15 protein-coding genes are annotated in these 17,122 nt (G+C 65.9%); 10 read left to right on the forward strand and 5 right to left on the reverse strand.

Translation table 11 applies throughout. The annotated features are described in order from the left end of the window. Window positions 1-110 precede the first annotated feature (110 nt). From prfA to rplI, 4 genes are all read left to right on the forward strand, one after another. Window positions 111-1,184 (forward strand): peptide chain release factor 1, encoded by a 1,074-nt coding sequence (gene prfA, locus SRU_RS07240; RefSeq protein WP_011404116.1) that lies wholly within the window; start codon window positions 111-113, stop codon window positions 1,182-1,184. Between the two features lie 302 nt (window positions 1,185-1,486). Further along, on the forward strand, window positions 1,487-1,870 hold the full coding sequence (gene rpsF / locus SRU_RS07245; RefSeq protein ID WP_043552273.1) for a 30S ribosomal protein S6: 384 nt from the start codon (window positions 1,487-1,489) through the stop codon (window positions 1,868-1,870). 53 nt (window positions 1,871-1,923) lie between these two features. Continuing rightward, complete coding sequence (rpsR, locus tag SRU_RS07250; protein ID WP_011404118.1) at window positions 1,924-2,136, forward strand: 30S ribosomal protein S18; 213 nt, start codon at window positions 1,924-1,926, stop codon at window positions 2,134-2,136. A gap of 49 nt (window positions 2,137-2,185) precedes the next feature. Next, window positions 2,186-2,635: a 50S ribosomal protein L9 gene (gene rplI / locus SRU_RS07255; protein ID WP_011404119.1), complete on the forward strand. Its 450-nt coding sequence runs from the start codon at window positions 2,186-2,188 to the stop codon at window positions 2,633-2,635. Between the two features lie 455 nt (window positions 2,636-3,090). Here the strand turns inward: rplI and SRU_RS07260 are convergent, their stop codons facing one another. The 4 genes from SRU_RS07260 to SRU_RS07275 form a co-directional block, all read right to left on the reverse strand. Next, entirely contained in the window at window positions 3,091-4,239 is a 1,149-nt protein-coding gene (locus SRU_RS07260; protein ID WP_011404120.1) for a trans-sulfuration enzyme family protein, read from the reverse strand. A gap of 20 nt (window positions 4,240-4,259) precedes the next feature. Further along, window positions 4,260-5,954 (reverse strand): chromosomal replication initiator protein DnaA, encoded by a 1,695-nt coding sequence (gene dnaA, locus SRU_RS07265; RefSeq protein WP_011404121.1) that lies wholly within the window; start codon window positions 5,952-5,954, stop codon window positions 4,260-4,262. Between the two features lie 284 nt (window positions 5,955-6,238). Next, on the reverse strand, window positions 6,239-7,384 hold the full coding sequence (hppD, locus tag SRU_RS07270) for a 4-hydroxyphenylpyruvate dioxygenase (protein ID WP_112903923.1): 1,146 nt from the start codon (window positions 7,382-7,384) through the stop codon (window positions 6,239-6,241). Between the two features lie 100 nt (window positions 7,385-7,484). Next, entirely contained in the window at window positions 7,485-8,219 is a 735-nt protein-coding gene (locus SRU_RS07275; protein ID WP_011404123.1) for an energy transducer TonB, read from the reverse strand. Window positions 8,220-8,372: 153 nt separating this feature from the next. On the opposite strand from SRU_RS07275, the gene SRU_RS07280 reads away from it, so the two are divergent. The 3 genes from SRU_RS07280 (at window position 8,373) to SRU_RS07290 (ending at window position 11,292) form a co-directional block, all read left to right on the forward strand. Next, the gene (locus SRU_RS07280) at window positions 8,373-9,386 is read left to right on the forward strand and encodes an MDR family oxidoreductase (RefSeq protein ID WP_011404124.1); all 1,014 of its coding nucleotides are present in this window, start codon (window positions 8,373-8,375) and stop codon (window positions 9,384-9,386) included. A 107-nt stretch (window positions 9,387-9,493) separates the two neighbouring features. Next, on the forward strand, window positions 9,494-10,720 hold the full coding sequence (locus SRU_RS07285) for an NAD(P)/FAD-dependent oxidoreductase (protein ID WP_011404125.1): 1,227 nt from the start codon (window positions 9,494-9,496) through the stop codon (window positions 10,718-10,720). A 92-nt stretch (window positions 10,721-10,812) separates the two neighbouring features. After that, entirely contained in the window at window positions 10,813-11,292 is a 480-nt protein-coding gene (locus tag SRU_RS07290; RefSeq protein ID WP_237702036.1) for a DUF4174 domain-containing protein, read from the forward strand. A 2-nt stretch (window positions 11,293-11,294) separates the two neighbouring features. Here the strand turns inward: SRU_RS07290 and SRU_RS07295 are convergent, their stop codons facing one another. Further along, on the reverse strand, window positions 11,295-14,471 hold the full coding sequence (locus SRU_RS07295) for a M1 family metallopeptidase (RefSeq protein WP_011404127.1): 3,177 nt from the start codon (window positions 14,469-14,471) through the stop codon (window positions 11,295-11,297). 195 nt (window positions 14,472-14,666) lie between these two features. Between SRU_RS07295 and SRU_RS07300 the strand changes: the two genes are divergently transcribed. The 3 genes from SRU_RS07300 to SRU_RS07310 all read left to right on the forward strand — a co-directional run bounded on the left by SRU_RS07300 (window position 14,667) and on the right by SRU_RS07310 (window position 17,097). Continuing rightward, entirely contained in the window at window positions 14,667-14,969 is a 303-nt protein-coding gene (locus SRU_RS07300; RefSeq protein WP_011404129.1) for an HU family DNA-binding protein, read from the forward strand. A gap of 40 nt (window positions 14,970-15,009) precedes the next feature. Beyond that, on the forward strand, window positions 15,010-16,323 hold the full coding sequence (locus SRU_RS07305) for a zinc-ribbon domain-containing protein (protein ID WP_011404130.1): 1,314 nt from the start codon (window positions 15,010-15,012) through the stop codon (window positions 16,321-16,323). 99 nt (window positions 16,324-16,422) lie between these two features. Continuing rightward, entirely contained in the window at window positions 16,423-17,097 is a 675-nt protein-coding gene (locus tag SRU_RS07310) for a TPM domain-containing protein (RefSeq protein WP_118828880.1), read from the forward strand. Window positions 17,098-17,122: the final 25 nt, after the last annotated feature.

The raw sequence follows: 17,122 nt of genomic DNA on the forward strand, positions 1-17,122 counted from the left end.
TGTGCTGATCGGTGAGAATTACACCACCGTGGGGGTGTTGCCCCGGACGAACTCGACGCCCTTGCCTCCGTAGGGCATCTCGCAGTAACTCCGTCAGACCCACCTGCTCTATGATTGAACGCGAGAAGCTCGACAAGGTCAAGCATCGGTTTCAAGAGGTCGAGAGCCTCATGGCGGATCCGGAGGTCGCGAACGACCCGGACCGGATGCGGGAGCTGGGCCAGGAGCACAGTCGTCTCGAAGAGGTGGTGGAGGCCATTGACCGGTACGAGCGGCTTCTGGACGAGCGGGACGAGCTCGAAGGGATGATCCGCGACGAGAGTGGGGAGATGGAGGCCCTGGCCAAGGAGGAGCTTGAGCAGCTCGAGACGAAGCTGCCGGCGGTGGAGGAGGACCTGAAGCAGAAGCTCATCCCGAAGGACCCGGAAGAAGAGAAGAACGCCATTGTGGAAATCCGGGCCGGTGCCGGGGGGGACGAGGCCTCCCTTTTCGCCGGCGACCTGTTTCGGCTGTACACGCAGTACGCGAAGCAACAGGGGTGGACCTACGAGCTCATCGACGCGTCGCCGGGCACCCAGGGAGGATTTCGAGAGGTCATCTTTGCCGTAAAGGGGGAGGACGTGTACGGCACGCTCAAGTACGAAGCGGGCGTGCACCGGGTGCAGCGTGTGCCCGAGACCGAGTCGAGCGGCCGCATCCACACGTCCGCGGCCACGGTGGCGGTCCTGCCGGAGGCCGAGGAGGTGGACGTGGACATCAACCCGAGCGACCTCACGATCGAGACGTTCAAGGCAACCGGCCCCGGCGGGCAGTCCGTGAACACGACCGACTCCGCCGTGCGCATCAAGCACGCGCCGTCGGGCGTGGAGGTGTCGTGTCAGGACGAGAAGAGCCAGCACAAAAACCGATCGAAAGCGATGCGCGTCCTGCGCTCTCGGGTGTACGAGAAGAAACGGGAGGAACAGCAGGCCGAGCGGGAAGAGGCGCGCCGGTCCATGGTAGGGAGCGGGGACCGGTCGGCGAAGATTCGGACCTACAATTTTCCCCAGGACCGCGTGACCGACCATCGACTGGAAGGGGGCCAGAAAAACCACTCCCTCCAGCCCATCATGGACGGGGAGATCGATCCGATCATCGATGCCCTTCGTGCCGAAGAGCACGCGGAGAAGTTGGCGAATCTGTAGGCCGTTGGGACGGACCGTCTACGCTTGTTGGTCGCCCTGGGCCCGAGGCAGCACAGCGCGGCGTGCGTCCGGGGCCCGTGCTCGAAGCTCTGAAGGAAAAGGAGGGCGGGGCGGATTGCTCACTGATTGGCCCTCCGCACCGCGGAATCCTCACCCTGTTTTCAAGGCGTCTGTGCGACCTCCTCGGAAGACGGTCGTACATGTCAACTGCGTTTTTCCCTGCTCCTCCGCACCCCGACAGCTGTCGGCGTTCTACGAGGGGCATGACTCAATTTCATCCCATAGGGACCCAGGCACACGACATGGCACAAAAGTATCAGTACGAACTGACGTACGTCATCAGTGGGGTCGTCAAGCAAAACCAGGTGGACGACATTGTCCGCAAGGTGAACCACCTCATCGAGAGCAACGACGGCGACGTGCTTGAGGTCGACGAGTGGGGCAACCAACGCCTCGCCTACGAGATCGACCGCAAGCGCAGCGGCTATTACGTGAACATGTATTTCCAGGCGCCGGGCGAGCTCGTTCCGCGCCTTGAGCGCGAACTGGACATCAACGACGACGTGCTGCGCTACCTCACCCTGCGCATGGACGCGAAGATGAAGCGTCACTACGAGCAGCGCAAGAAGCGCCGTGCGCAGGAGGCCGCCGAAGAAGAGGCGGCGGACGAGTCCGACGAGGAGTAGCGTCTCCCCTCTTTGCCTTCCCGCGTTTCTCGAACTTGAGCTTCCGATGACCCATGGCTGACCAAAACGACGTCGACTACGAGCACCTCGAATACGTAGACTACAAGGACACCGAATTCCTGGAGCAGTTCATCAACAACCAGGGCAAGATCCTGCCGCGCCGCGTGACGGGGGTGCCCGCCCGCGTGCAGCGCCAGATCACGAAGGCGATCAAGCGGGCCCGGCACCTCGCCCTCATGCCGTACGTGTCCGAGTCGGTTCGGTAACGGACCCGGACGAACTGTCTCCACCATTTCCGACTGACCCGATTGCATCATGCAGATTATTCTCCTCAACGACGTGGACCACCTCGGCGAAAAAGGCGAGGTCCACGAGGTGGCCGACGGCTACGGCCGCAACTACTTGATTCCCCAAGGACTCGCGCGGGTGGCCACCGACGGGGCCATTCGCCAGTTGCGCGACGAGCAGCAGCAGCAGGCCCGCAAAGAGGCCGCCAAGAAAGAGCAGGTCGAAGAGCTCAAGGACGAGCTCGAAGACATGCAGGTGGTCTTCACCGCGAAGGTGGGCGAGGACAACCGCATCTTTGGCACCGTGACGACTCAGCAGATCGCGGTGGAGCTCTCCAACCGCGGCTTCAACATCGACCGGCGGGACATCGAGCTCGACGAAGACATTCGGTTCGTGGGGGCCTACACGGCGTCCATCGACCTGGGCTACGGAATCGAAGCGACCCTGGACATCCAGGTCATTCCGGAGTCGGGCTGACCGAGTGGCCAGCAGACTGCGGCGACAGAGGGGCCTTCATTGCCGTGAGGGCCCCTTTGCGCATTTCTGTAGGCGCTTCCAGCCGAGAGGCGTGGTCGGAAGGCGGCCTGCGCCGCGAGGAGCAGCCGAACAGCACGTTGCCGCGACCGTCCGTCCTCCTTTCTCAATCCCGCCACTCAATAAGCGTCGGGTCCGTGTCCGGTGCCGGCCGCCTCTTCCGCCGTGCGCACCACCTGCTCCACGTCCCGGGGCAGCCGTTCGGCTTCGAAAACAACGCCGTCCTCAACCGTGCGCAGTCGACTCCGTCGGCCCGCCCGAACGCCTGTGCGCCCTTGAGCGTCGCGGCGCGAGCGACCCCCAGCGGCCCAGCCCCGGCCTCCCGCGGCAGCCCCCGCACGTCCCCAGCGGCTCAAAACGTATAGGGGGGAGGAGAGCGAAAAGAGGAGAGGTGACGGCTACTCGTCCAGCCCGGCGTCGAGCGCCGCGGCAAAGTCTGCCACGAGGTCTTTGGGGCCTTCAAGCCCCACGGATACGCGCACGAACCGATCGGTGATGCCCATGGCCCGGCGGGCCGCCGGGGCCACGTCCTTGTGGGACGTGTGCACGGGCTGCGTCACGAGCGTCTCGACGCCCCCAAGGCTCGGCGCACGAAGGGGAAGGGAGAGTGCGTCGAAGAACGAATCGACAGTTGTCTGTGAGGCCAGTTCGAGGCCCACCATGCCCCCGAACCCATCGAGCAATGTCCGGGCGCGATCGTGATGGGGATGGGACGAAAGACTGGGGTGGTGCACCCGTTCGACGCCGTCGTGATCGGCCAGCGCCGCCGCGAGCGCCCGGGCCGTCTCGTTTTGCTTGCGCACCCGCACCCCGAGGGTCTTCAGGCTCCGATGCAGGAGGCCACACGCGTGTGGGTCCAGCATGCCCCCAAGCAGCTTCGTCGTCTGGAGCGCGTTGTCCAAAGGCTTCGGCGCCCCGGCCACTACGCCCGCAGCCACGTCCGAGTGGCCCCCGAGGTACTTGGTGGCGGAGTGAAGGACCACGTCGAACCCCAGGGAGGCCGGACGGAGGTTGACGGGCGAGGCGAACGTGTTGTCGATGACGGTCGTGAGGTCGTGCTCCTCGGCGAGGTCGACCATGCCCGTGAGGTTCAGGACCTCGAGACGCGGATTGGTGATCGCTTCCGCGTACAGCACCTTCGTGTTTGGTTGTAGGGCCGCCGTCCACGCTTCGGGTGTGTCCTCGGGGACGAGGGTGTGGGTGATCCCGAACCGAGGAAGCAGGTCGTTGAGAAGGGCGAGGGTCCCGCCATATAGGCTGTGCGGGGCAACGAGATGATCGCCCGCCTCCAGCACGCCCAAGAGGGCGGACGAAATGGCGGCCATCCCGCTCGCCGTCACGAGGGCCCGCTCCGTTTCGGTGAGGGCCGCAAGCTTTTCGTGGAGGGCCTGGTGGTTCGGCGAGTTGTTGTACCGGACGTAGCGGGGCGACGCCCCCGGGTCGTCGTGGGTGTAGGTCGCCGTCTGGAAGACGGGCATCGACACGGCCCCCTCAATCCGTGGCTCCGGCTCGCCGGCGTGAATGGATTGAGTATCAAGGGTGGACATAGGCCAGACGGGCGTCGCCGCTAAAGACTCGAAGACAGCGACCGATCCTGGAGGTTGGACTGCAGGGATGAGATGTCGTCCTGCAGTTCGGTGTCGGACTCCAGGTCCTCCTCGATCTTGCGGTAGGCGTGGATCACGGTGGAGTGGTCGCGCCCGCCAAATCGGGAGCCGATGTGGTCGTACGACTCGTCGGTCAATTCGCGGCAGAGGTACATGGCGATCTGGCGCGCCTGTGCCACCGTCTGTTTGCGGGACCGAGAAAGCAGGTCGCCCTTTTCGAGCCGAAAGTACTCGGCAACCTGCTCGATGATGTCGTCCGCGTTGAGGGCGTCTGCGCCCTCGTCGGTGTGCTCGCGCAGGAAGCGACGGGCCGTATCGAGGTCGAGCGTCCGGTCGTCGAGCTGGACGAGGGCGGTGAGGCGGGTGAGGGCCCCTTCGAGCTGGCGCACGTTCGAGTCGATGCGCTGGGCGATCAGCTCCAGCACGTCCGGCGACACGGCGATGTCCTGCCGGGCGGCCTTGCGCTGCAGGATCGCGATCCGCGTTTCGAGGTCCGGGCGCTGAATATCGGCGCTCAGGCCCCACTGGAAGCGAGAAAGCAACCGCTCCTCGATGCCAGGGATCTCTGCGGGGGGACGGTCCGCACAGAGGAAAATCTGTTTCCCGTTCTGGTGGAGGTCGTTGAAGATGTGGAAGAACTCCTCCTGGGTCTTTTCCTTCTCGCCAAAGAACTGGACGTCGTCGACGATGAGCAGGTCGGCCTGCCGGTAGTAGCTCGAGAACGCCGCGATCCGGTTCTCACGGACCGACTGCACGAACTGGCTCGTGAAGCGGTCGCTGGAGACGTACAGCACCCGTTCGGCGGTGTTGTGCTCCAGGGCGTAGTTGGCGACAGCCTGCGCCAGGTGCGTCTTCCCCAGGCCCACACCGCCGTACACCAGGAGCGGGTTGTAATTCGTGCTGCCGGGCTCCTGCGCCACGGCGAACGCGGCGCTCCGGGCCAGACGATTGCCGTCCCCCTCCACGAACTCGTCGAACGTGTACTCCGGACGAAGGTGCTGCTTGGCCTGTTCGTAGAGGGCCGAGCGCTCATCCGGAGAGCCCGCGTCGGTTTGGGGCGGGGAGGGGGCGGAGGCATCGTCCGTACGGCCAGCGTCCGAGACATCGGCGACGTCGGGGGAGGACGGGCGGGGCGTGGTCGGGCCCGTCGGCGAGGAGGCTCCCCCCGAGGTCGATGCGTCCGGGGAGGGAGACTGGTTGATTGCCTCTCGACCGGCTGGGGACGAAGACGACACCGGCTCCGATGGACGCGGGGACGTGGAGGAGCGTCCGGCCTGGTCGCTGGAGGGGGCGGACGACGGTCGGTCCTGGGGCGACGAAGACGCGTCCGGCTCGTCGGGGGCAGATCCGGACGACCCGGAGTCCGTAGCAATCTCGTCGGGGCGCTCCTCCTCGGGGGCCACCTGGTAGGTCACGTCCGTCGGCTCCCCGACCGCCTCGCTCACGGCCTGCCGGATGGAGCGCTGAAACCGGCTGCGGAGGTACTGGATGCCGAAGGGCGTGGGCACCTGCAGGGTCAGCGTGGGGGATCCCTCATCCGTAGACAGGTCGAGGGGCTGGATGGGGTCCAGCCAGTTCTGAACCGTTCGCTCCGGAAGCGTCTCGCGGAGATCGCGAAGCGCAGTGCGCCAAGCGTCGGAGGCGGACGGGACCATAGATGAGAAGGAGACCGTGCGTTAGCGGCGACAGAGAAGCGGCGCCGGCGGGGACTGAGATCGACGCCTGCACAACGTAGACCACAGCCGTTCAGAACGCAAGCCGATGCCGGGAAAATTTAAAGAGGCGCGGCTTCGCGGCGCTAACGGTCCCTCCGAAATTTCTGGCCCGAATTGCCTCCACGAAAGGAGGCCCGACGGCCGTGGCGCAGGCCGGACTCGTGCACGAATCTGACGCGGCCCTCAGGGGCCTCGCGGGCCTCAGCGTGGGAGACTGAATAACACTACAGATTGCCCCGGCGCTCCTGCTCCCGCTCCATGGCCTTGAACAGAGCCTTGAAGTTGCCGGCGCCGAACGAGCGGGCCCCTTCCCGCTGAATGATCTCAAAGAAGACCGTGGGGCGGTCCTGGACCGGCTTGGTAAAGATCTGAAGCAGGTAGCCGTCCGGGTCGCGGTCCACGAGGATGCCAAGCTCCTCAAGGTCGTCGATGGATTCGTTGATGGAGCCCACGCGCTCGGTGAGCACCTCTCGGTCGTAATACGTGTCCGGGACGTGGAGAAATTCAACGCCGCGGCGACGAAGTTCGCGCACGGTGGTGATGATGTCGTCGGACGCGAGTGCGACGTGCTGCACACCGGCCCCCCGGTAGAACTCGAGGTACTCCTCAATCTGACTCTTCTTTTTGCCTTCGGCGGGCTCGTTGATTGGGAATTTGATCTTCTCGTCCCCGTTGGCCATCACCTTCGACATGAGGGCCGAGTACTCGGTCGAGATGTCCTGGTCGGTGAAGTGGAGCATGTTGAAGAAGCCCATCGTTTGGGCGTAGTACTCCACGTACGTATCCATGTCCCCTTCGTGGACGTTGCCCACGCAATGGTCCACGTACTGCAGTCCCGCTGGCGCGGGCGGGGACCAGAACTCGTTCTCCCACCGCTCGAAGCCCGGCAGGAAGGGCCCGTCGTAGTCCGAGCGTTCTACGAAAGTGTGTACGGTGTCGCCGTAGGTGGCAATGGTAGCGGTCACGACGCGTCCGTGCTCGTCCTCCTGAACCGTAGGGGACTGGACGGGCGGGGCGCCGCGCTTCGTCGTCTCCTCGAAGGAGGCGGCCGCATCGTCCACCTCGAGCGCGATGTCCTTTACCCCGTCCCCGTGCTGGCGGACGTGCTCGCTGATTGAGGAGTCCGGCCCGAGGGCCGACGTCAGGACGAACCGGATGTCGTTCTGCGTCAGCAGGTAGCTCACCTTGTCTTCGTGTCCGGTTTCCGGGCCCCGGTAGCCCTGAATCTGGAACCCAAACAGGTGGGCGTAAAAGTGCGCGGCCTGCTTGGCGTTGCCGACGTAGAACTCGACGTGGTCGGTGCCGTTGAGCGGAAGGAAATCTTCGGGGCTTTCGACGTCGGGGTCCGGGGCAGTGGTCGGGTTGGCCATGGTGCGCAAAGGGATTGTGGACGGGGGAGATCGGAAGCGCTTTCACATGTTGGGATCGTCGATACTTTTTCTCTGCACAAACGTTTCGGGGGGGCGTTGGTTAGGACGAACTGGAATGGGCCTGGGCCGCGGTCGTGGGCGTGGACATCGTGAACCGAACCGGAAGACGGAGTCGGATTGGAATGGGATCACCGTCGATCCGGGCCGGAATAAAATCAACCGATCTTACGCCGTCTATGGCGGCGGAATCGCACAGGGGATGAAGGGATTTGACCACCTCGATATCCCTCACGCTCCCGTCGGGCTCGACCAGAAACTCGAGTTCTAAGCGTCCCTCAATGCCCTGAGCGCGTGCTTTCTTCGGATAATTGATGTTCAGGTACAGGCTGCCCTTGCCCCCAACGATCTGTGGCGTACGATCTGAGACGTCGAGCGTGCTTGCGTATCGTGCCTTTTCGTTCCGGCTGGCGTTGGACGCCGAAGGGGAGGATCCCGAGTCGCCGTCGCCCTCGACCGTTTCCGAGGGCGATGAGGCGTCCGATGCGGCCTCGTCGGGTGAGGGAGGGGCGCTGGTGGGCGGAGGCGCCCGCTCGGACCGGCCATCTGGGTCCGTGTCGGTGGGCTCTTCGGGCACCACGTCGCCGAGCAGAATCCGGTCGGCGGACGAATCGGTCGTCCATCCTACCTGTGGCGATGAGCGCTGGAGCGGGAGGTGAACCAGGGCAATTACGACGACGAGACTGGCGGCCAGCCCGACCATGCAACGTACGGGGTAGGCGTCCAGGACGACATCCGTGATTGTATCCATGACGGGCACGGGGCTGGGAAGGGGCATCCATCATTTCTTTACACGAATAATGCGCACATTGATTCCGCTCGCGGACAACTGCCCCTGGCACGCACGATTCCGGATGCGCGAACCAAACCGGACCGTTTCGTGTGGCATGGGGGCGCGTGTGCTGCTCATTTGAGTCAGTCTCTGAGTCTTATGTTTTCGGCACTTGTGCTCGACGACACAGAGGGCGAGATTCAAGCCCAGGTCCGGGAGCTCCAGACCGACGATCTTCCGAGGGCTGAATCGGAGGAGGTGCACCTGGAGGTTCTGTACTCGAGTCTCAATTACAAAGACGGGCTGGCCGTCACGGGCAGTGGGCAGGTCATTCGTGGGGATTATCCCATCGTGCCGGGCATCGACTTGGTTGGGCGTGTCCTCAACACCGATCACGACGCCTTCGAAGAGGGGGATCGCGTTATCGGAACCGGCTGGCAGCTGGGCGAGGTGGCCTGGGGCGGGTACCGCCAGGAAGCCCGCGTGGCCGGTCGCAAACTCGTCCCGCTTCCCGATGGGCTGTCCCCGGCCCAGGCCATGATTATTGGCACGGCCGGTTTCACCGCGATGCTTTCGGTGATGGCACTCGGCGAACACGATGTCTCCCCAGGGGCCGGTGAGGTGGTTGTCACGGGGGCGTCGGGGGGAGCGGGAAGCATTGCCGTCGCGCTGCTGGACGCCCTCGGGCACGAGGTGGTCGCCTCCACCGGGAGCGAGACCGCGCACGCGTACCTTCGCGCCTTGGGGGCCGACCGGATTGTGCACCGTCGCACGTTGGGGGAGGGCCCGGACCGCCCCATGGAGTCGGGCCGGTGGGCGGGTGCGATCGATGCGGTGGGGGGCGATACCCTCGCGACGCTCATCGCGCAGTTAAAACGGCACGGCAGCGTGGCCTCATTCGGAAACGCGGGGGGGCACGAACTGCGCACGACGGTCCTCCCGTTTATCCTGCGGGGGGTGAATCTCCTCGGCATCGACTCGAACACCTGCCCGAACGACCGTCGTCGCACGGCCTGGGGCCGGCTCGCGCAGCTGCTCACCGAAGCGCATTTTGACCGCATCCACGCCCGGACGATTTCGCTTGCCGACATTCCGGAGGCCAGCCGGGCCCTCCTGGCGGGCGAGGTGCAGGGGCGCATTCTCGTCGACGTGCAGGGGAACGGGGCGGCATGAGGGACGGTCTGAATCGAGTGGGCGTTTTTCCCGTACGTAAGAGCGAGCCCCAAAAAAATACGGCGTCGTAGATTCTCCTCTTCGGTAGCAGCCCAATACCAATCTGCATGACGGTCTCCATCTGGCAGCAGGCGCACCAGAAGCGGGAAGCGGCCTACGACGTCATCGTGGTGGGCGGGGGCATCGTCGGGTGTTCGACGGCCTATTGGCTCGGCCGCCGCGCCCCATCGCTGGACGTCGCCCTGCTGGAGGCCCGGACGCTCGGGGCCGAGGCGAGCGGCCGGAACGCGGGTTTCGTCTTGCAGGGCACGCACGCCGACTACCGCACCGATGTGGAGCGCTACGGCAAGCGGACGGCCCGTCGCCTGTGGCAGTTCACGCGGGAGAACCGCGACCTTCTCGCGGCGGAGTTGCGGGGAAGCGCGTTTTCGTGGCGGGCCGACGGCGCCCTCGTCGCGGCCGGTACTGCGGAGGAGGACGAGCGGTTGCGGACCAGCCTGCCCCACCTCCGCGCCGCGGGCGCCCCGGCCGTCCACCTCGACGCGGAGGAGACCAACGACCGGATTGGGGCCTCGGGCTTCCACGGCAGCCTCTTCGTCACTACGGGCGCCGCCGTGAACCCGCTTCACCTCGTCCAGCACGTGGCCGCGAAGAGCGGCGCCGACGTGCACACGCAGCACCCGGTCGAGCACGTGCGCTGGGGGGAAACCGGAGCCGTGCTGGGGACCCCCGATCGGCACTTTCGGGCGCCCAGGGTCGTCTTCGCCCTCGGCCCTGCGCTGCCAGAGCTGGTTCCCGCCGTGTCGTCCGTCGTCCGGTCGGTGCGGGCGCAGATGCTGGCGACGGCCCCCGCCGATGCGGTGCGCATTCCGGTGCCGGTCTACTCCCACCGCGGGGGGTTTTATGTGCGACAGCGAGAGGATCGGCGCCTGCTCGTCGGGGGCGGCCGGCACGCGCATCGTGCGGCCGAGGAGACGAGCCGCGACGCGACGACCCCGGCGGTGCAGGCCACGATTGAGCGGTACCTCCACACCCATTTCCCGTGGAGCCCGTCGCTCGGCATCGAGCAGCGCTGGAGCGGGACGATGGGCTTCTCGCCCGACGGGCGGCCCGTGGTGGGGCGGGTGCCAGAGCACCCGGAAGGCGTCTTTGCCACCGGGTTTACGGGGCACGGCATGGGGTACGGCTTCCGGATGGGGCGCCTGCTGGCAGACTTGGTGTCGGCGAACGAGACGCCGGAGGCCCTTGATCTGTTTGCCGCCTCCCGCTTCGAGGACCCGGACGCAAAGCAGGCAGGAGCGGCCCCGGACCGATCCCGTCCTACTGATTCCTGACCGGCCCCTCTCATGCCTCCATGCCGACGTTCGGGTGTTGGTCTCGTGGGACGAGAGGAAGTAGCGCCCCCCAACGACGGCCCCTTCGAACCATGCGAACCCTCCTCGTCGCCTGCATCGTCCTAGCGCTGCCCCTCACGGTCATGGGCACCCCTGCCGACTCCGTCGACTTCCGGCCCGAGCACCATCAGTGGGAGCACCGGCTGCTGCTCGTGTTTGCGCCGACCGACTCCAATGTGATGCGGGCCGGGCAGGAAGCCGCGTTTGAGGGCCGGGACCCGGGATTTCGGGAGCGGGACCTTCTGGTGCTGACTGTGACGGGCCAGAACCGAGGCACGCAGCGGGCCGCCCCCGGAGCCGAACCGCAGCCCCTCACGGCGGCAGCGGCCCGGCGGCTGCGCGACCGGTTCGACGTGCCGGACGACGCGTTCCGGGTCGTGCTCGTCGGCAAAGACGGCACCGAGAAGCGCCGCGAGGCCGAGCCGGTCTCCGCCCGCTCCGTCTTCGATACCATCGACGCGATGCCGATGCGCCAGCGCGAGATGCGGGAGCAGGACGGCGGCGGTGAGTAGCGCTACAACTCAATGCCAATCCGCCAGCGGAAGTCGAATTCGTCGGTGCTGCCCTCGATGCGGCCCGGGTCGCTGGCCCAGAGCGGAAACTTGGCCACCACGTCGAGCCCCTGCAGGAAATCCGACTGGGCCGTCCAACGCTCGAGGTGGGGAATCTCGGAGATGCTGTAGCGGGCGCCGATGCCGGCGTCGGCCTTTAGATTGTCCGCGGCAAACCCGGAGAGGAACGCGCCCTCGTTCCACGTCGTGCCGATGCCCGAGAAGGCGGACAGGCGCAGGGGCGAGAGGGCGTTCACGGTGGGGAACGGGGTGCCGCCAAGCGAGAGGCGACCGGCCGTGATGTTTTCGCCACTGAGGCCGAGGCGCCCGTTGGCGGCCCGAAGGTACGCAACCGGCCCCGCTGGCCCGAACCCGACGAGATGGGCGTCCGACACGGGCTGCTCGAAGGCTGCGCTCGCCTGCCGGTACGTGTCGTTGCGCCACTGCGCCTCCAGCGAGCGTCCACCCAGGACGAAGCGCTTGTGGGGGAGCAGGCCGTCGGCCCCGAGGCCGAACTGAAGGTTCGCCCGGCCCGTCAGGGCGCTCAAGTCCGCTGTCTTCTGGGCAGTCAGCGAAACGCGGGAGGCCTGGTCGAAGGGGCTAAAGCGTTCCGTTCCTCCCCGATTGCCGGTAAACCCGAGGAGCGTCCCGCCAAGCTCGGCGGAGGCGTTCAGTCGGTCACCCCCATTTACGAGTGTGTAGTCGAGGCGGGCCGAAACGGTGTGGGATTCCCCCCACGGATTGCTCCGGACGGGAACGCAAGAGCCGACACGTCGACGCGTCGAGCAGAGGAGGCCCGCATTTCGGAGGCCAAATGCTCGGTCAGTCGGGTTCAACTGCTGGAGCAATGAAACCCGGAGGCGCTCGTCTGTGTCCGCAAGCGGTGATCGGAGCGGCGTCTGAAAAGAGAGCCGATTTTCGAGTACGCCGAGATGCTTCGCGGCCGAGAGTTCGACTGTGGCGCGGGCGCCGAACGGAGTGAACGGACGCTCGTAGCGAAGCTCGTAGTCAAGCCCGCTAAACCACGATCCCGCATCGAAACCAAGCTGGGGACCGGAGACGTCTACCAGCGTCGGATCGTCGCCCCCGGAAAACAGCACTTCGGGCCAGAGGGTGACCGTGCCGCGGAGTTGTCGCTCGCCCCGAAAGTACTGCCCGCGGACCTGCAGGCCGCCCCCAAACCCGAAGTCGTCGGCGTAGCCGGCCAACGGCCGCACGCCCAGTTCGTAGTGCGACCAGCTCGGCTGCGGGGCCCGGAGGACACGCGTCCGCAGCGGTAGGGTCGTGGAGTTGTTGAGGCGGTTTACGTCGGGCGTCTCGCCGTTCGGGTCGATCATCGCCTTCTCGACCCGACTGTCGACCGTCACCGACACAGTCTTCTCCGGCGCGACCCAGGGCCACGGCTCGGTGACGATCCAGTCGTCCGGGACCGGCTTATGGCCGTGCATCGACGCCAGGGGCACGTTGAGCCACTGGGTTGTACCGTCGGCCAGCGTGAGCTTCACGTCTTGTGGCAGGCGGAGGGTGCCCTTTCGCTTCAGCGTCAGGTCCACTGCCACGCCGTCGCCCGTTCGCCTCTGGTCGAGGTCCGCGATCGCATCGTCAACGGTGCGGGTCGACTCGGTTACCTGCTGAAAGTACCAGTCGAGCATGAGACCGCTTTCCTGCTCCGCGAACAGCTCCAGGTCGAACGGGTCGGGGTGCATGCCGGCCCGCTCGCGGAAGTAGCGCCTCAGCCACTGGTCGCGCTGCGCGTCGCCCATGACGTAGCCCAGCATGTCCACGAGCATTTGCCCCCCCGGGTACGAGGTGATGCCGTAGGCGGTATTGGTAGAGAACCAGTCGGCCGGGGTGCTAAACGGCTCGGCGATTCCGAGCTTGTGCATCGTCACGACGCTCTGGCGGGCGCCGGTGTGGTCCGCGGGCTGCCCTGCGAGGTGGGCCATCCCCTCCGTCGTGGCGTAGCTCGTAAAGCCCTCGTCCATCCAGGCGTAGTCGGCCTCGTTGCTGCCGAGGGCGGAGTAGAACCACATGTGTGCAAACTCGTGGACCGTGGTGCCGAGGATCGACCGGTAGCTGCTTTTCTCTTCAAATTCGGGGCCGTCGTAGCTACTCACGACCGTGAACATCGGGTACTCCATGCCGCCGTCTCCGCCCTGCGCCACGGTCATCTGCGGGTACGGGTAGTCGCCGTACTCGTCGCTGAAAAACGCCGTGAGGTCGGGCATGTTGTTTCGCAGCGGGCGCCACTGCTCGGCGACCTCGGGCTTGTAGAGGATGTGGTGGGTGGTGCCGTCCGCGGTCACCTTATCGTGAATGTAGTCGGGATCGGCCGACCAGGCGAAGTTGTGCACGTCCTCGGCCCGAAAGTGCCAGGTGAGCGTGTCCGCGTCCGGCAGGCCGTCCGACGGGCGCCACGTGCCGCTGCCGTCAATGTCGTAGCCGTGCCCGACCTCGTCGGGGTTCTGTAAAACGCCGGTGGCGCCAATTGTATATTCGGCGGGAAGGGTGATCTCCACGTCGAACTCGCCGTACGGCGCGTAGTATTCGCGGTTGATGTAGTAGTTGGCGTGCCAGCCCCGCTCGTCGTACTCCGCCATCTTGGGGTACCACTGGGTCATGGTGTAGTCGATGTCGTCCCCACGGCTGTTGCGCCCGCTCCGACGGGTCTGAAGCGGCACCTGCGAGCGGTAGTCCATGACGAAGGTGGTGGAGGTGCCGGGCGGTATGGGCTCGGCAAGATCCACCCGCAGAACCGTATCATACACTTCGTAGGAGACGGGCGTGCCGTCCTGCGTGAGCGAGGTCACCGTCTGCCGGCCCTGCTCGTCCGGTGTCAGGTTGAAAATGCGTGGTACCGTGCGCCCGTCCGGGTCGGGGAGGTGGCGGTTGCGCTCCGCCATCATCGACTGTGGCTGAAAGGCATTGAAGTACAGGTGGTAGTAGACCGTGCGGAGTGTGTCCGGCGAGTTGTTGGTGTAGGTCAGCCGCTGGTGGCCGTCGACCTGATGGGTCTCGGGATTTAAACGAATGTCCATCTCGTAGTCGACGTGCTGCTGCCACTGGCTCGGGGACTGGGCGACGGCCAGGGCGGGGCTGCACAGAAGAAGCAGGAGCAGGAGAGAGAGACGGGCGCGCATCGGAGGAGGACGTCGGTCCGAAGAAGATGAAGACTTTGGGCGTCGGCACTATCGTTCGCCCCAACCTGCTGAATGTTTCTCGACGGACGAGCGGAGGGGGACGAGATTCTCGGGGCTTTCCGAATCACGAATTCGGCGGGGGCGTTCGGATGGGTCCACACGCACGTCCTCTGTTAATCCGCCTTTGGCTTTCCCATGTCCATGACCAAAGCAGACCTCATCGACCAGATTGCCGACGGGACCGGCCTCACAAAAATCGAGACGCGGGCGGTCGTGGAGGGATTCATGACGGCGGTGCGCGGGGCGATGAAAGAGGGCCGGCGCATCGAACTCCGTGAGTTTGGGGTGTTCGAGGTGCAGCATCGAGCGCCCCGGACGGGGCGCAATCCCCAAACCAATGAGCCGGTCGAGATTGAGGACCGGTACAAGCCGGTGTTTCGCCCGTCGGACAAGTTGAGCGAGGCGGTGGACGCGGCGCACAAGGCCGACGAGGAGTAGTTGCGACACCGCTTGTCCTGTTCCATTGCTTTTGTCGATTATGTCCGATTCTACTCGACCCTGTCCGTCGTGCGGTGCGCGCGTGCCGGCCTCGTCCGATCGCTGCGACCTGTGCGGGACCGTCGTCGACGACCTGGACCCGGCGGGCACCGCGGAAGACACGGAGGCAGAGTCGTCTGAGCCCGAGGCCAGTCGCCCCGAAGAGGTCCCGTCGGGGGAAGAGGCCCCGTCGGGGTCCCAAGCGGCCGATGGGCAAGACGAACCGTCCGTTTTCTGCAACCAGTGCGGGTGGGAAAACCCGCCCGGGGCCCGGTACTGCAGCCAGTGTGGCGAGGCGCTTCAAGACCTTTCCGGGGCCTCTGCCCCTGACGGAACGCGGCCGGTCACGGCGGACCTCCCCACCAGCGCCTCCGCCGAGACGAGTGACGAACCTTCCGAGCCGGACGCGTCCTCCGCTCCGGATGAGGAAGAGCGGGCGATGGGGCGGCAAATTGCCATGCTCGTCGGGGGGGCCCTCGTGCTCGTGGTTGGGCTTTTCTTTGCGACGCAGTGGAGCGCGCAGTACGAGTGGGGCGGGGGCGAGGCCGGCACGGCATCGTCGAGCTCCGCCGGGAACGAGGCGGCTGCGTCCGGCACGGCCGGCGGGACCCCGCCCATGCAGTCCGGCGGGACGACTGGGGGAGACGAGCTGACGGACCTCCAGACCCTCCTGGAAGAAGCGGGCACGTCGTCGATCGGGGGGGCGATGGCGGGACAGATCGACTCACTGGAGACCGCGATCGAACAAGCCTCCGGGTCGGACAAGCGAGCGGCCCAGGCGGAGTTGGTCAATCTCCTGATCGGGGTGGGGCAGCCGGGCCGGGCGGCCGTGGTTCAGAACGACATCGCGGACGCCACCGGCGCCGCGGACGCCCAGCGCCGCGCCGCCGATCTCTTGTACCGCTGGATGCAGCAGCTCCAGGGAGAGGAGCAGCGGCAGCAGGTTCTGAAAGTGGCCCGGCACGCGGCGCGGGCCTACCGGACGGTCGTGGACCAGCGTCCCGATGACCTCGATGCCCGAACACGAATGGGAGAGGCGTACCTCCTGACGAACCGCCCGATGCGGGGCATCAAAGCCATTAACGCGGTGCTCGACGACGACTCGACGTTCGTCCCGGCCCGGTTCCAGAAGGGACTCGCGCTCCTGCAGATCAACCGCCTGGACCAGGCGACGACGGAGTTCGAGCAGGTAAAAGAGTTTGCCGAGGAGGGATCCCCCTTCACGCGTCAGGCCGATCAGGCCCTCAAGATCATCGAGAAACAGCGGCGACAGTCGTCTTCTGGGGGGGCGTCCGGATCGGAAGCCGGGCCGTAGGGGTGGGGAGGCTCCGGAACGCGATGGAGGCTTGAGGGCCTGCCCTTCGCGTCCCGCGCCCAACTTGCGTTTGTCCCTTCCTAAATCCCATGATGGACCATGGACACGATGATTGACGGCCTCGACCAGGACCGCATTCGGGACGCCGTGGGGCGCGCGGAGGAGCGGACGGCCGGCGAGATTGTGCCGGTGGTCGTGCCGCGGAGTGACGACTACGAGGTGGCCGTGTGGCGGGGGGTTGGCGCGGCCACGCTGGTCGTCCTCACGGGGGTGCTGCTCACGCTTCAGTTCTACGACGGGTGGGGCCTGGGGTGGCTTTTCGCCCCGTGGGGCGTGGCGTTGTCGGTCCTCGTGGCCGGAACAGTGGGGGGCGTTCTCGCGCGGTACGTCTATCCCCTGCAGCGACTGTTGGTGGAGAGCGACCGCCTCGACGAGATCGTGCACCGCCGGGCCATGCAGGCCTTCGTGGAGGAAGAGGTGTTCGACACGCGGGACCGAACCGGCATTTTGCTCTTCGTCTCCCTCCGGGAGCACCGGATCGAGGTGCTCGGCGACGCGGGCATCAATCGGCAGGTGGAGCCCGACGACTGGGCGAATGTAGTCGCCCGCATCCAGCGTGGAATTCAGAACAACAACCTAACAGACGGGCTCGTGGAGGCCGTAGAGATGTGCGGAGGCCTCCTGGAACGAAAGGGCGTGGACATCCGGCCGGACGACGAGAACGAACTCACAGACAGCGTCCGGACGCCGGGACGAGAGGCGGACGACGAGTGAAGCAGACGAGTGAAGCAAGGGCCCT

This window comes from Salinibacter ruber DSM 13855 (assembly GCF_000013045.1).
In the GTDB taxonomy this organism is placed as follows: domain Bacteria; phylum Bacteroidota; class Rhodothermia; order Rhodothermales; family Salinibacteraceae; genus Salinibacter; species Salinibacter ruber.

Excerpts from the sequence above, each read along its gene's own strand:
- SRU_RS07290 (WP_237702036.1), top strand. The coding sequence starts at position 10,813 with ATGCGAACCCTCCTCGTCGCCTGCATCGTCCTAGCGCTGCCCCTCACG.
- prfA (WP_011404116.1), top strand. The coding sequence starts at position 111 with ATGATTGAACGCGAGAAGCTCGACAAGGTCAAGCATCGGTTTCAAGAG.
- SRU_RS07280 (WP_011404124.1), top strand. The coding sequence starts at position 8,373 with ATGTTTTCGGCACTTGTGCTCGACGACACAGAGGGCGAGATTCAAGCC.
- rplI (WP_011404119.1), top strand. The coding sequence starts at position 2,186 with ATGCAGATTATTCTCCTCAACGACGTGGACCACCTCGGCGAAAAAGGC.
- dnaA (WP_011404121.1), bottom strand. The coding sequence starts at position 5,954 with ATGGTCCCGTCCGCCTCCGACGCTTGGCGCACTGCGCTTCGCGATCTC.
- rpsF (WP_043552273.1), top strand. The coding sequence starts at position 1,487 with ATGGCACAAAAGTATCAGTACGAACTGACGTACGTCATCAGTGGGGTC.
- SRU_RS07300 (WP_011404129.1), top strand. The coding sequence starts at position 14,667 with ATGTCCATGACCAAAGCAGACCTCATCGACCAGATTGCCGACGGGACC.
- SRU_RS07310 (WP_118828880.1), top strand. The coding sequence starts at position 16,423 with ATGGACACGATGATTGACGGCCTCGACCAGGACCGCATTCGGGACGCC.
- rpsR (WP_011404118.1), top strand. The coding sequence starts at position 1,924 with ATGGCTGACCAAAACGACGTCGACTACGAGCACCTCGAATACGTAGAC.
- SRU_RS07260 (WP_011404120.1), bottom strand. The coding sequence starts at position 4,239 with ATGTCCACCCTTGATACTCAATCCATTCACGCCGGCGAGCCGGAGCCA.
- SRU_RS07305 (WP_011404130.1), top strand. The coding sequence starts at position 15,010 with ATGTCCGATTCTACTCGACCCTGTCCGTCGTGCGGTGCGCGCGTGCCG.
- SRU_RS07285 (WP_011404125.1), top strand. The coding sequence starts at position 9,494 with ATGACGGTCTCCATCTGGCAGCAGGCGCACCAGAAGCGGGAAGCGGCC.
- SRU_RS07275 (WP_011404123.1), bottom strand. The coding sequence starts at position 8,219 with ATGCCCCTTCCCAGCCCCGTGCCCGTCATGGATACAATCACGGATGTC.
- hppD (WP_112903923.1), bottom strand. The coding sequence starts at position 7,384 with ATGGCCAACCCGACCACTGCCCCGGACCCCGACGTCGAAAGCCCCGAA.
- SRU_RS07295 (WP_011404127.1), bottom strand. The coding sequence starts at position 14,471 with ATGCGCGCCCGTCTCTCTCTCCTGCTCCTGCTTCTTCTGTGCAGCCCC.